A 14218-nucleotide genomic window follows, 5' to 3' on the forward strand; every position below is an offset into this window, starting at 1 on the left:
TTTTGAAGTGTCCACGAAAGTGGGGGCATCACATTAAGTCCCATTACCTTTTCCATTAACCACTTAGTATTGCTGAAATCCGCTAATCATAAGCATATTCTTCATCCATATTTGTCGAGGGGAATCCAAACCAAACCCAGGGGGGAGGGTCAGAACCCAGGGGGGAGGGTCAGGTCTTGCAATCGAACACCATGGCAGCACCGGGGGCAGGAAGCAAAGCGGTGCATGTTCACCGCCCTGGATCGCGAGTGTCCTGCCCAATAGGTCTGGGTTCTTGACTCCAATGTAGGATACTGCGCCACAGCACCTGGGAGCTACCTTGTGATGCGGACGGTCATTGACGCGGGCTCCTTACCAAGGAGGTGCGGTATGAGGCTCTTCTTAGTCGGCTGCGTAGTGATGTTCGGTATCGGATTCTTGGGCTGTGCCAAGCGACCGTATGTGATCTGCCGCGGCGAAGCCTACTGTACGGCTCCGATGACCCATGATGAGGCGATGCACGCCGCGCAGATCAAGAAAGCCTGGGGAGACGAAGCCTTATACGTCCGTCCCGGTCAGTAGGAAGGGCAAGAATTCGTTGGGGGGGTCTGCAACCGTCTTGAAATCAAGCCGGCTGCTCCCGAACACTGGGATACCGCCCTTCACCATTGAATTCAAGATGGTTGGAGCCTTTATGTTTCTCCTGGATAGTATTGTACTTCGCATCCCCTATTCCGTACAGGCACGGTTACTCCACATATCGGCACTTGGACAGCAGCATCCTCCGTTTCTGCTCCCATGCCCGGCAGACGATCGTTACCACCTATGTTCAGACAGCCATGGCCAGAACGATCCGTCCATCATCATGCGGATACACGCCCCCGCCCTCACACTTTCCTTCATGAGGTCTTTTTCATCTTGCACTAATCGCCCTTTCATGTTGCCGAACTATAAGAGTATGGCGAGCAGAGCCTTGGATGGTCCAACCGGACCGAGCACACAAGGAGGGGACCGCATGAAAACAACGATCATCTCGTCAACCGTCGCGACCAATCCTGTGAAGAAGTTATCATCGACCAATCCATGGGAATTGGCCAGGAGATTGTTCATGTTCAAGGCAGAACGGTGGAAACGGCGGGCCATGTTCTACGAGCGGCATCGAGACTATTTCCCGCGGCTAGCCATGAGTCGATTCATCGATCGGTGTCGTGAATTGGAGGCGATGTACCGGCAATTCGTGACAATCATGTTTCACATGCCGCTCCAAGAACAACTGGTGCCCGTCCGGAAGAAACAGGAACAGAGAACCCCGCTGTCTCGTCGCCTTGCAGTACTTGCAAGCCGGCAAGAACTTTGATTGCGGGTTGACGTTTCTCAAAAAAGTACCGTGAGCGGAATAAAGGTTGTCGGCGGGCTTCCGTATTGACCAACGTGATCGTCGTTCATGTAAACCCGCCGTCGCGTCGCGACAAAGATAAAAAAGGAGGGTGAGAAGTTGCCTTCCCACCCTCCTTTGATTTGAGTCAGTTTCAGCGGAAGCGTTCCTGCTTCCGCTGAAACTCCACTCCTATGGGCTGGTGACTTGCAGGTGAATGCTCCCCGTTTCCGTCATCGCAGGGTTGATCGTAACGGTGTAGGTATCCGTCGTCGCAAGCATCACTGGATTGAGACTAAAGCTCGCCGCGGAGCTCGTCGCCCCGGCTTGCAAGACGCCGCTCGGCGTGTACAGGTTCACGGTTACATTCCCGATCGTATTATTGGTCACCTTGATCGTGGCCTGTTGGTTCGCAGTGCCGGCAAACGTATAGCGTCCGTTTTGGCCGGCTCGGCTGATCACGATCTGTCTTGGAGCGGCATTCACCTTCAACGCATCCGACACCTCCGTGGAGAGTGTCAGCGTCATGTTGCCGGTGTAGGTTGCACCTGGACGAATGAGGATGGTGTAGGCCCCGGTGGCCGGCAAGGGATTGGGAACTTCGAGCGCCCCCCCCGCCGTCCCGACGGCAGTGGAAGCGAGCGCGATGCCGTCCTGATTCAGAAGTGAAATGCTGCTCGACGTGACCCCCACAGAAGTGAGCCCCAAGGTCACCCATTGTCCGGCATGGCCATTGAAAGTATACCGTGCCGTCTTGCCCGGCTTGTTGAGACTGACCGTCACCGGCGCTCCATCGAGCGCGATCGTGCCGGAGACCGGAGATGAGAGGGCCAGCGTCACGCTGCCGGTGTGGTTGCCGACCGGATCCACCACGATGGTGTAGGTGCCCGTTTCAGGCAAGGCCGTATCCGGATCGAGACTGCCGCCGCTGGGTCCGATCGTCGTGGACGCCAACTTGGTGCCGTCCGGCTTCAACATGGACACAGTGCTCGAGGCAATCGACACTCCGGTGAGGCCGAGATTCACCCACTGCCCCGCCGTCCCATTGAATGTGTAGAGCGCCCGTTGGCCTGGCACGGTCAAGGTCGGCGTCACCGCCACTTGATCCATCATAATGGTTCCGGTGAGGTCCGGCGCATTGTAGAGTGCGAGCTTCACGTTGCCCGTGTAACTCAGCTCCGGATCGATCAGGACGGCATAGGTCCCCGATGTCGGAAGAACTTGAGCATCGAGCACAGCGCCTGCATAGGCAAAAGAGACCGGCTGCCCCAAGAGACTGCCGTCTGGTTTAAGGATGGAAACATACCCGCTTCGGATGGTCACATCGCTCAATTGCAAACTCACCGCCTGCCCGCCGGTACCCGAAAATGTATAGCGTGCGTTCTGCCCGGCGCGATTGATGGTCACCGGCACCGCCGAGCCTTGAGGAACGATTTCGCCTCCCAACTCGTTGGACACGGTGACCGTGACTCTCCCCGTGTACGTACTGATCGGATCAAGGAGAATCGTATACGTGCCGGTCGCCGGCAGTTCCTTGAGATCGACGCTGCTGCCGTTGATCTCGCTGGATGAGATCCAGGCGGATGTATCACCGGTCAACTGGTAAGAGGTTGTGGATGTATGGACCTGCGTCTGTGTGGAGAGGGGCCGGGTGCCCATCGTCGCATAATAATTCCTCACCGCAGAGGGCTGTGTGGCCACCGCTGCGCCATCCGGCCCATAGACGACGACTCTGAATTGGGTGAGGGTGACGCCACTGAAACCGAGATTGATCCGCTGGCCGGCCGTGCCTTCGAAGGTCATCAGGCCTTTTTTACCTGGCGTGGAGATCGTCGCGGTAACGGAATCTCCATTTAGAGCGATGCGACCATTGTATTCGATGTCCGCCGCCGCGACACCGGGTGGTGGGGCACTCGATCCGGCATACGTCATGTCGGCGGCAGTACTGGAAAGGATTCCCACTGACCCAAGCACAAGCGTGACTGTTGCCACTCGTACTCGGCACTTCACCCACGGCCATAGGCTGTGCATAGTCGCCCTCCTCTTTAATAAAAACCGACGGCTCTTAGTGGTTGTCACCTCTTTCGAGTTTTATCCGTGATACTGTGGCTAACGCGCGGACTCTACCCTTTTTTGTGTCCGTGGCGCAATCCCCCAAACGGCCTTTCAAGGTTATCGCGGCTATCCCCCCCAACTGGGGGATGCGCGCCATGACGGGCTGGGGCCGTATCTTTCAGAGAGATGTGGAGGAAATTTTAGAGGTTAGCCAAATACACAAGGCGGCATCTAAGTGGACAGGGTACTGATATATGGGATGATCGCAAAAAAAGAGGGTGGAGAGTTGCTCCTCCACCCCCGTCATACAACTCACCAGACGTTCCCAACGATTACTCGGCCTTGCAGAAGCTCCGTTCATAGTTGATGATCGCCCAGGCTTCTTCTTCCGTGATCGCGGCGGGAATCAAGGACACCATCCCGGTTCCTGGGCTGCCGTTCTTGATGACCCAGAAAAGTTCGCCGTCTTTCCGCTTCTTGTGGAACTTGCAGTTGGTGAAATCCCGCGGACTTGGGTTCAGGATCTTTCCGGCTTCACCCTGACCATCCCCGGCCTTGCCATGGCAATTGAAGCAGGTCCCCTTCCCCTCGTAGAGCGCCTTGCCTTTGGCGATGCTCTCCGGAGTGGAAGCGACCGGATTCTTCAGAGCCTTGGCATCCGCAGCCTGATCGGGCGGCACGCGGGGCTTCAATGGATCTTTTTCCTCAGCCCCGACGACCGAGACCGAGAGGAACATAACCGCTGCGGTGATTCCCAAAAACTTGGACAGATACCCCATCACACGTCCTCCTTTGTGTTGAACCCATCGAGTCTGGCTATGAGTCCAGAACGCAGACTCGTCTGCATGCTTCTCAAGAGTCAGGTCAAACGGCCGAACTATACCAACGCCTCAAATGCCTGTCAAGAAACCGTCCCGCTTCCCTTGCTCGTTCTCATTTCCTTCCTCGCCCGACGAAGGATCAAACCTCATGCCAACTTTAACTCACAAGGAGGCATGAAAACGTCGGCACTTATGTAGTTTACGGTACACGCATTCCATCCGTTCGGCGATTTCGTGACACCTTTGCGCCTCACCGACGGCCTCCACGCCTCATAAGAAGAGCGACTGACGCCAAATAAGGGAGTTTTATCGACTAAATAGGACTGGACACAAGAGGCGAGATAGGCAAGGTGCTATACTACCGTTTCAACACAATGTCGCGGGCGACTTTTCCGCTTGGACCGAAGGGCTTTTGAGGCTTGCCGTTTAATTCGGCCTTGACGCCCCCGGCGTTCCCAAGAGTCAAGATGAATTGGTCCTGCCCCGTCCAATGGGCCCTTTCGCCCGGACGTAGGAGCGACTCCTGGGGACTCCCGTTGTCGATCTGCACGACGACCCAGCTCAACTCCGTGGCCTCCAAATCCAGGACGAGCTGACCGTCGCCACGATTCTCCATGGCGCCCATCGAAATTCCCGCCAAAGGGCCATCGCTACCGGAAGACGCCGGCGCAGTAGAGATTGTTTCAGATTCCGATCTGGACGCAGTGCCGACCGGTGCGGGAGGTTCTTGTCGTGATGGAGCTTCGACAGCCGCCTTGGGTGTCGCGACGGCTGGAGGCTCGGTCGGCTTCGGGACCTCTGCCGTCCGTTCTGGCTCACGGGTCGTTGAGGCCGGCGCCTCTTTCGCCGTTTGAGCCGTGCGTTTCGTCGTCGGGCCTGACTCCGAAGCCCCGCGCCGAAACACGGTCGATTGCTCTCGGCTCAGCAGGAAGATCAGCGTCAGCACGGAAATCCCGATGGCGATGGTCACCGCTTTCCGATTGGACTGACGCTTCCGATCCTCTTCGATCTGCCGGACCTTGAGACGTTCACGCTCATCCTGTTTCTCGTAAAAAGAACCGGCTGATTGAATAAAGCGGTGAATCGCATCTTCTTCATCCAAGCCCAGCGATCGGGCATAGGAGCGCACAAACCCCTTGGCGAAGACTTGGTCCGGCAACTTGGCGAAATTGCCGTCCTCAAGCGCCCTGACGAAATCCGTGCGAATACGGGTCTTGGACGCCACTTCGTCAACGGTCAACCCTTTGGTTTCTCGGACTTGTTTGAAGAATTCGCCAACCGACTCCATAGATCTCCTACTTTAGTCGTGTCAAGAGTTCCGCCGCTGCCGTCGCCAGCTCACCGCCCTTGTCCAAGGTGGCCACTTTCTTCAACGTCTCTCGGGCTCTCGTCGCATAGCCCAATTTCACGTATACCCGGCCGAGCTCGAGATGCGTCATAGCGGGTGGAACAGTGGGAGGGCTGGCAGACGCCGCGTCTTCCAGTGCCTCCATCGAGCCCTGAAGATCGCCCTGGTGGGCCAATGCGCGTCCGAGATGAAATCGAGCCAGATCCGGCGTCAGATAAAGCGGGTTTGCCAGAGCCTGCCGATAGGAGAGAACCGCCTCGTCCCACCGATCCTGATTGGCCAACACTTGCCCCAGATACGTGTGCGCTTCGGAGTAGGTTTCATCAATCTTGATCGCCGCGCGAAACTGCTCTTCTGCGTGGGACAACTTGCCCTGCAGGGCGTACACATGTCCCAGTGCGTATCGCGCCTCTTTATTGTTCGGATTCAACTGAACCGACTGCTGAAACGAGACGAACGCCTTTTGGCGATCCCCCGGAAGACTGGCGACGCCCTCTTGATAGTAGCCTTGCGATTTTTGCATCACCGCTTTGTCCGTCGCACACCCCATCACCATACCGACGAATCCTAAGCAGATCAGCGGACAAGATGTCCGCCTTCTCTGGAATGAGTCGCGTCCGGTCATGGCACATCCTCAAAATGCGTGAGCCGCTTGAACTCGGCGAACCGAGCTTGAATCTCTTTGTAATCCAGGATGCGCAATCGGTCAAGACTAAAGGATTCTACGGTAAATGACGCCATGACGCTCCCAAAGATAATGGCCTGCCTCATGGCTTCCGGAGACCGGTTTCCGGTGGCGGCCAAGTAGCCGAGAAATCCTCCTGCAAAGGTGTCTCCGGCGCCCGTCGGATCGCGGACGTCTTCGAGCGGAAACGCCGGCGCGCCGAACACCTGCTTGCCGTTGAACATCAGCACGCCATACTCGCCGCGCTTGACGATGAGATGCTTGGGGCCTCGTGACAGGATGAGCTTCGCCACCTTCACCAAGTTGGAATCCTGACCCAGCGCGCGCGCCTCGCCGTCGTTGATGATCAGAATGTCCACCTTCTCCAACACCTTCCACAGCGCGTCACGTTGGCCGCTGATCCAGAAGTTCATCGTATCGCAGGCCACCAACGCGGGACGTTTCACCTTGTTCAGGACGTCGAGCTGGAGTTCCGGATGGATGTTCCCCAGGAACAGCACCTCCGGCGCTCGATAGGCCTCCGGAATTTGAGGACGAAACGTTTCAAACACGTTCAGCTGCGTATCCAAGGTATGAGCTTCATTGAGCTGATGCGTGTATTCTCCCTTCCATCGAAAGGTCGCTCCGGGGCGCCGCTCAAGCCCGACGAGATCAATCCCCCGGCTTTTGAGAAACACGACGTGCTGTTGGGGAAAATCCTCTCCCACCACGGCGATGAGCGCAACCGAGGTGAAAAAGCTGGCCGCCGTGGAGAAATAGGTGGCCGACCCTCCCAGAATCTCGGTTCCCTCGCCGAACGGCGTTTTGACCGTATCAAGTGCGACCGATCCCACGACCAACAGTTTCCCCATGGTTAACGAACTCCTTTCTTCTTTGGCATCAGGGCACGGTCGATGAGCGGGCCCAGCTTCTTCCGAACCGCGGTGGGAATTCGGTTGGGCGCCGTTAAAATGGCATTGTCCAATGCCCGATGACAGGCGCAGTCTATCGGGTGGGCGAAAAAAGGCATCACCGCACGGAGGATCTGTTTAGCCAGCGCCACGTTACGATGCAGCGTCGCCAACACCGCCTCCACGGTGACCGCTTCTTCCGTCTCATGCCAGCAGTCATAGTCGGTGACCAGGGCCAACGTTGCGTAACAGAGCTCCGCCTCACGGGCCAGTTTGGCTTCCGGCATGTTGGTCATCCCGATCACATCGACGCCCCATTGCCGATAGAGCCGCGATTCCGCTTTGGTCGAAAACTGGGGGCCCTCCATGCAGACGTAGGTGCCACTGCGGTGTAATGTGGCACCGATTCGTTCTCCTGCCGATAGAAGCGCCTGCTGCAGTTCCGCGCAGATCGGCTCACCGAAGGCCACATGTGCCACGATTCCATTGTCAAAAAATGTCGAGACACGCCGTTTCGTCAGATCGATGAACTGGTCCGGCACCACGACGTGTCCCGGCTGGATCGATTCTTTCATGCTGCCGACCGCGCTGACCGAGATCACATGAGACACCCCGAGAGACTTGAGCGCGAAAATGTTCGCACGATAGTTGATTCCGCTCGGATTCAACAGGTGTCCGCGCCCGTGCCGTGAGAGAAAGGCGACTCGAATCCCTTCCAGCGACCCCACGGTAATCGCATCGGAAGGAGGCCCGAAGGGCGTACGCAGTCGGATAGATCGAGCGGAAGTAAGACCTTCGATATCATACAGCCCGCTTCCTCCGATCACCCCGACGGTCACTCGCTCATTCTGTTTGCTTCTCTTCATACCAATCCTTTTCCTAAAGAATTAAGGGGAAGTGGTTGATGCCCACAACTACGTTGCGACTGAATGTATTACGATCAAGAGGGCGCCGACGTCACCGCTCACTCCGTTCCCCGATGGCGAGAGGCGTCTCCCAAGGTGCTTGCCCCCACGCAGCGTCATGTGGCGGACAGGGCGCGAGTCGGCGCCTTCCGTGCCTTCGACATACCCTCTGCCGTACTATGGAGCCTCTGAGATTCACGCCGCAATGTATAGGGAGCAGGAGACGCGTCAACACCGCCGAGCGGGTGGGGCGGCAACGTCCTGCAAGAACAGGTGAGGCGGGCGTGTTCAACATCCTGCTAAGAGACGTGCTGCACCGCCGCAAGCGGGTTCTGTCGTCCAAGAGTACTCGCAAAATGATCGATGCATGCAATCACTCGCCCCGCTGTCCGCTCACACGGCTCGTGATCCTCGATCGACAGCCAGATGACTCCCGCTTCACTGCGAAACCAGGTCATCTGCCGTTTCGCAAAACGTCTCGTGTCACGCTTGAACCGACGCACCATTTCAGCGTAATCGCATTCCTGCGCCAGATAGGCGCCGACCTGGCGATAGCCGAGACCTTTCATTGAACCGAGTTCGCGTCCGTATCCCTGACCGAGCAATCGGCGGGTCTCTTCTACCATGCCGTGAGCCAGCTGCCAATCGATTCGTTCTTCAATCCTTCGATAGAGAATCTCCTTCCTCCGATCAAGACCTATCAGGAGCGTGGAAAACGGTGTCTCCTGAAACCCGTGTTCCGCTTGCACGGCGGACAGTGGACGTCCCGACAGCCGATAGACTTCCAACGCCCGCAGGATCTTCGATTCATCGTTCTGATGCAACCGTGCCGCTGTTTCTGGGTCGACGCGCATCAGCTCCGCATAGAGTCCTTGTCGTCCCTGTTCGTTTCTCAATTTTTTGAGATCCGCCCTGACAGACGAGTCCGCCTCAGGGGCGGGGCATAGCCCTCTCACCAAGGTGCGAATGTACAACCCGGTCCCGCCCACCACGAGAGGCAATCTCCCCGCACCGTACAAGCGTTCGATTTCAACCATCGCGACTCGCCGATACCAGCCGGTATTGAACGCTTCGCTGGGGTCAACCAAATCGACCAGTCGGTGCGGCACTTCCTGACGTTCCTCGGCGGTGGGCTTATCGGTTCCGATGTCCATCCCACGATACACTTGGCGGGAATCCGCCGTCAGCACCTCGGTCTCGAAGTGCTTGGCCACGTGTATCGCAATCCGGCTTTTACCGACGGCGGTCGGACCGAGGAGTACGATTAAGGGACGGTAGTGGCGCAACAGGTCTGGGTGCATGTTGACGTGAACGGTTCCGAGCCGACGATCCACCCGTCCGCCGGAATCGAGTCTCTCCCCTGCATCCATACAGAACGCGGTACTCGCCCCTTTATCGGCGTGGTCGCGTCGCGCAAGGCTTTTACCAACCGGCTCGTCCGAACATTTTCTCCAGGTCGGTGATGCTGAGTCGGAACGACGTTCTCCGCCCGTGTGGGCAGGTCGTGATCCCCCCTTCGGCACGCCAGTCCTCGACCAGCGCCTTGATTTCTTCCGATTTCATCGAACGTCCGGCTCGAACCGCGCCATGGCACGCCAATGATGCCAAGACCGGCCGCACTCTCGCCTCAAGACCAGGGGTACTGTCCCACTGATCGAGATCATCCATGAGGTCCTGAAGAAACGTCGTCGGATCGATTTTGCCAAGTCCGATCGGAAGCGCTCTGACCAAGGCGGTGCAGGAACCAAAGGGCTCGATTTCCAACCCCAGTTGCTGAAGATCCTTCTGGTAGCGTTGAAGCAACGCCGCTTGAGGCGGCGGCAGTTCGATCGGATCCGGAATCAGCAAGGGTTGGGCCTGAATGCCTCGGGTCGTCCAGGCCCGATACAGTCGTTCAAATAGGACCCGCTCATGGGCCGTGTGTTGATCAATCACCGTCAAATCGCCTCCGACTTGCACGATGAGGAATGTCCGGTTGATCTGCCCCAGTGCGACCACCTCCGTGGACGGTGTTTGGGCATAGGACTCTCCCGCCTCGTTCACCAACGGCAATTGGGTTTCGGCGTTCGGCCGGGGGACCATTGATTCCGCGTTCGCGGATTCGGTCGAATGGAGCGTTGTCACGCTAAAATCCGTCGTCCGCGGCACGGAGGCTCCTGTATATGGACTGTTCTCCCGCTCATCCCATTTTCCGCCGCTCAAAGCCTCGCGAACCGCTCGCCGGACAAGCTGGTGAATCATCTCGTTGTCCGAAAATCTCACTTCCCGTTTGGTCGGATGGACATTCACATCGAGACGATCCGGGTCAATGTCCAAAAACAACACGAATCGCGGCTGGGTTCCTTTGGCAAGGAAAGCCCCATAGCCTTCCCCGACGGCATGGGATACGGCGACGTTGCGCACAGAACGGCGGTTCACAAACAACTCTTGTGGGATGCGACTGGGTTTGGCATGGACGGCATCCACAATGAACCCGCTGAGATGAGCCCCGGGGATCGAAGCCTTGACCCGAAGGCAGTGATCGAAAAAGGCACGCCGATAAACCTGGACGATCCGATCGTCATCCGACGGGACGGACGGGTAATTGAGGATCTCTTGGGCGTTGTGCGTCAAGCGGAAATGGATGGACGGCCAGGCGAGCGAGGCTTGTTGTACGACGCGGCTGATGTGCAGAAATTCCGTAAGCGTCGACTTCAGAAACTTTTTCCGGGCCGGCTGATTATGGAACAACTCGGCCACTTCGATGCGTGTTCCCCCTATCGGAGGAGCTTCCGCAACCCTCCCGATCCTTCCCGCGACCACCTCCAACTCGGTCCCGACTTCGTCAAGACGAGTGGCCGTCATCAGCCGAACATGGGCCACGGCGGCGATGCTCGGCAACGCCTCTCCTCGAAAACCCATTGTTCGGATGGACCAGAGATCTTGATCGGTCCGAAGCTTGCTCGTGGCATGCCGCTGAAAAGCACGCGGGGCATCGTCCCGACTCATGCCCTCCCCGTCATCGCTCACCCGAATGAAGGCGAGACCTCCTTCCTTCACGTCGATCGTGATGGATCGACTTCCCGCATCAATGCTGTTCTCCAAGAGCTCTTTGACGACCGCCGCCGGCCGTTCAACGACCTCTCCCGCAGCAATGCGACCGATGACCTCGTCCGGAAGAACACAGATCTTGCCACTGCCGTCGGCTCTCAGCACGGCACGATGCTCCTCATAAGAAGCAAGGAGACGGTGACGAGGCGGGACGTCGCCACACGGCGAGGATCATCGGATCTCGGCCAACTTATGCTTCGCCAGCTTCGATTCGTCCGATGAAGGGAATTCTTCGAGCACACGCTTCAGATTCTTTCTCGACTTGCCGAGATCACCGGTCTCGGCCGTCGCCAAACCAAGCTTATAGAGCGCTGCGGGAACCTTTTCGTTTCCCGGATATTCCGCCACAAGATAGTCGAATGTTTGGATGGCCCGCCCGTATTCTCTCAGGTTATAATAGGATTCTCCCAACCAATATTGGGCGTTCGGCGTGAGCGACGTACCGGGAAAATCTTTGATGAACCGTTGAAACCCTGCGACCGCCAGCTCGTATTTTCCGCTGAGGTAATCATTGTACGCCAGATTGAAGGCGGACGTGGGCGTGATGCCGGACACCGCCACTGTCGGTTCCATTGACGGTGTCTGTTTGACTGTTTTGGATACGCGCGGCTCGGTCAAAGACTCCGACTTGGCCGCAGCCTGACTGGCGGTCTCTTCCAGCTTCGCCAATCGATTTTCAAGTTTTTGAAAGCGAGCCGCCAAGTCGTCGAATCGAGATTTCACCGGATCCGAGTCTTTGGTCCTTTCAACGGCATCCAATCGGCGCATCACGGCGTCCACCCGCTGATGATCTTGGTCCTGCGTTTTCGAGATGGTCGAGAGCTGATTGCGCATTTCCATGAAATCGGCATGTTTGGCACAGCCGGCAAGCATGACCGTCGACGCCAACAAGGCAGAACCGGAGACGAGTGTACGGACACACATGTTTTTACCTCACCTCCTTGAGTTGAGCCAGTTTGTCCGAGGCCTTTCCCGCTTCGGGGCTTTTCGGATAGAGTGTGACTACCTGCTTAAAGGCAGACGATGCTCGTTTTCGATCTTTGAGCGCCAAATACGCGTACCCCTTCTTTAAGATTGCCGCAGGTACCTTTTCGCTACCGGGATAGTCGATTTCCACCTTATCATACGCATCGATCGCTCGCTGAAACTCTTTCTTCCCAAAGTACGATTCTCCCAGCCAAAAGCGTGCGTTCGGTGCAAGGTTGGAGTTCGGATATTCCTCGAGAAATCCGGCGAATCCTTGCCGAGCACCTTCCAAGTCTCCGTCCCGAAACAAGCCTAATACCCGTTCGTAGCGAATTCGATCAGGCGGATCAGGGCTCGCCTGAGCCGGTTCCGATTTCAATGCGTCTTGAGGTGGAACGATGGTTGAAGGCCCTTCCGCTCCCCCATCCGACATGGACTCGTTGGGCCCGGGCGCGGAGTGTTGCGTCGGCTTGTGAGCCTGTTGCAGGGTCGCAGACCTATTGGACACCTGTTCGAGAGTTTTCGCCAGAGTCTCGATTCGGCTGTCCTGCTCGTCCAGGCGAGCCGTGACTTTTTTTCCGACCGCTTCGAGGGCCTTCGTAATCGACACCACGCTTCGGTTGACATCCTCGGCATGAGTCGCGGTGGTTTTGGAATCAGTGTCAATCCTGGCGGAGAGATGCTTCGCGGTCTGCTCCTGCTCACCGACCCGATCATGCAGCCCCGTCAACGCCTCCCGAAACCCGGTCAGTGCTTGATTGTATTGCGCGAACTTCTGGGAGATCTGTTCGATCTTATTCTGGTGTTCCGCCAACTCCTTTTGGTGTGCCTCCAGCTTGAGATCGACGCGTTTGGCCAACCCCTCGTTCGTGCGTTGGACCACGTCGATGACCTCCTTCTTCAACGTCTCCATGGCCTTCGACAGCTCGTCGAGCCGGGCCGACACCTTTGCGTCCTGCGTCTCAAAGCTCTTCTGCATCCACAGGTACCGTGTACTGCTGTCGGTCTCGAGCTTGGCGGCCAACTGCTCCAGTCTCTTTGTCTGCTGCTCCAACTGGGCCGATCGATGTTTGAAATCTTCCTGTTTGTTTTGGAGTTCCCGGGCCTGGTGCAGGGCCTTTTCCAATTCTCCTCGCAGTTGCGGGAGTTCATGTTCGCGTAAAGTTGAAATTTCTTGGCTCTGCCTGGCTCTGGTCTGGGACAACTGCTGCTGAAGATCCTTTTCAGCTTTTTTCAGATCAGACTGCTGCGCGACACATCCCGGCAACAGGAGCCCGCCCATGGCGATACCCAAGAGCACACCCGTGCTGGTTCGTAGTTGAGACATCATGTTCTGAGATCCAAACGATCGCCTATAATCGGGCCCGTTCAGGTAAGCGCGTTATTTCCCCGTCTTCACGACGAGATGTCCACGGCGATTCTGTGAGTAACAGGATTCCGAATGTTCCGTGCAAAAAGGACGCTCTTTCCCGTACGAGACGACCGACAAGTGGGCAGGAGACACTCCCAGTTCGACGAGATAATTCCGCACGGCCTTCGCACGCTTTTCACCCAGCACCAAATTATAGGCCGACGTGCCCCGTTCGTCACAATGTCCTTCGATTTTCAGCTGTGAATTCGGGTTCGATCTGGCCCATTCCGCATTGCCGGCCAGGGCGTGCCTCCCTTCATCGGTGATCGAAAAACTGTCGTAGGCGAAAAACACATCCCGCAGTCCGGCCCTCACCGACGCCACCTGTTCCGCACGAATTTCCGCCAACTGCCGGGACGCCGCGCCGGAATCGGCCTTGGCAATCATCGCGTTGGAGTGGCCGGCACCGCCGGGACCACCCGAATTGCCGGCATTCCCACCGAGCCGTTCTTCAGAAGGATTACGATCCAACCCTCGCAGGCCGCTTGACTCGTCACGCCCGGAGAACGACGTATCGGGAAAGTTGGAGCTCGTGCCTTCTTTGGCGCTCCCTCCTCCCCGAGCCATTTCTTCTTGTAACGCTTGGATATCGCCTCCGGATCGAACCGCCTTCTTCGAGCACGCTGGAATTCCCAGTACAATGAGACCAAGAATCAACGGCAAGTAGCCGGCTGGTAACTTTTTCATTGGGTT

Annotated in this window: 14 protein-coding genes; 3 read left to right on the top strand and 11 right to left on the bottom strand. The window is 57.2% G+C overall.

The genetic code is table 11. The features are described 5' to 3' along the window. Positions 1-369 precede the first annotated feature (369 nt). Both A4E19_19365 and A4E19_19370 read left to right on the top strand, forming a co-directional pair. A complete protein-coding gene (locus A4E19_19365; GenBank protein OQW32197.1) occupies positions 370-561 on the top strand; it encodes a hypothetical protein in 192 nt (63 codons plus the stop codon). 433 nt (positions 562-994) lie between these two features. Further along, a complete protein-coding gene (locus A4E19_19370) occupies positions 995-1336 on the top strand; it encodes a hypothetical protein (GenBank protein OQW32198.1) in 342 nt (113 codons plus the stop codon). A 210-nt stretch (positions 1337-1546) separates the two neighbouring features. Here the strand turns inward: A4E19_19370 and A4E19_19375 are convergent, their stop codons facing one another. Beyond that, positions 1547-3385 (bottom strand): hypothetical protein, encoded by a 1839-nt coding sequence (locus A4E19_19375; protein ID OQW32199.1) that lies wholly within the window; start codon positions 3383-3385, stop codon positions 1547-1549. A 356-nt stretch (positions 3386-3741) separates the two neighbouring features. Next, entirely contained in the window at positions 3742-4188 is a 447-nt protein-coding gene (locus tag A4E19_19380; GenBank protein ID OQW32200.1) for a hypothetical protein, read from the bottom strand. A gap of 39 nt (positions 4189-4227) precedes the next feature. Here A4E19_19380 and A4E19_19385 point away from each other — a divergent pair, with 39 nt between their 5' ends. Beyond that, positions 4228-4428, top strand: coding sequence for a hypothetical protein (locus A4E19_19385; protein OQW32201.1), 201 nt, complete (start codon positions 4228-4230; stop codon positions 4426-4428). Between the two features lie 160 nt (positions 4429-4588). Here the strand turns inward: A4E19_19385 and A4E19_19390 are convergent, their stop codons facing one another. From A4E19_19390 to A4E19_19430, 9 genes are all read right to left on the bottom strand, one after another. Then, positions 4589-5518, bottom strand: a complete 930-nt coding sequence (locus tag A4E19_19390; GenBank protein ID OQW32202.1) for a hypothetical protein — start codon at positions 5516-5518, stop codon at positions 4589-4591. 7 nt (positions 5519-5525) lie between these two features. After that, positions 5526-6134 carry a hypothetical protein gene (locus tag A4E19_19395; protein ID OQW32203.1) on the bottom strand — a complete coding sequence of 203 codons (609 nt, stop codon included), beginning with the start codon at positions 6132-6134 and terminating at the stop codon, positions 5526-5528. A 65-nt stretch (positions 6135-6199) separates the two neighbouring features. Further along, the gene (locus A4E19_19400) at positions 6200-7114 is read right to left on the bottom strand and encodes a sugar kinase (GenBank protein OQW32204.1); all 915 of its coding nucleotides are present in this window, start codon (positions 7112-7114) and stop codon (positions 6200-6202) included. Positions 7115-7116: 2 nt separating this feature from the next. Beyond that, on the bottom strand, positions 7117-8019 hold the full coding sequence (locus A4E19_19405; protein ID OQW32205.1) for an S-methyl-5'-thioadenosine phosphorylase: 903 nt from the start codon (positions 8017-8019) through the stop codon (positions 7117-7119). Between the two features lie 338 nt (positions 8020-8357). Next, a complete protein-coding gene (locus A4E19_19410) occupies positions 8358-9428 on the bottom strand; it encodes a tRNA (adenosine(37)-N6)-dimethylallyltransferase MiaA (protein OQW32206.1) in 1071 nt (356 codons plus the stop codon). Positions 9429-9480: 52 nt separating this feature from the next. Continuing rightward, on the bottom strand, positions 9481-11253 hold the full coding sequence (locus A4E19_19415; protein OQW32207.1) for a hypothetical protein: 1773 nt from the start codon (positions 11251-11253) through the stop codon (positions 9481-9483). A 66-nt stretch (positions 11254-11319) separates the two neighbouring features. Beyond that, a complete protein-coding gene (locus tag A4E19_19420) occupies positions 11320-12072 on the bottom strand; it encodes a hypothetical protein (GenBank protein ID OQW32208.1) in 753 nt (250 codons plus the stop codon). A gap of 4 nt (positions 12073-12076) precedes the next feature. Continuing rightward, positions 12077-13444: a hypothetical protein gene (locus A4E19_19425; protein ID OQW32209.1), complete on the bottom strand. Its 1368-nt coding sequence runs from the start codon at positions 13442-13444 to the stop codon at positions 12077-12079. A 51-nt stretch (positions 13445-13495) separates the two neighbouring features. Further along, positions 13496-14212 carry a hypothetical protein gene (locus tag A4E19_19430; protein OQW32210.1) on the bottom strand — a complete coding sequence of 239 codons (717 nt, stop codon included), beginning with the start codon at positions 14210-14212 and terminating at the stop codon, positions 13496-13498. Between the last annotated feature and the right edge of the window lie 6 nt (positions 14213-14218).

This window comes from Nitrospira sp. SG-bin1 (assembly GCA_002083365.1).
Lineage (GTDB): Bacteria > Nitrospirota > Nitrospiria > Nitrospirales > Nitrospiraceae > Nitrospira_D.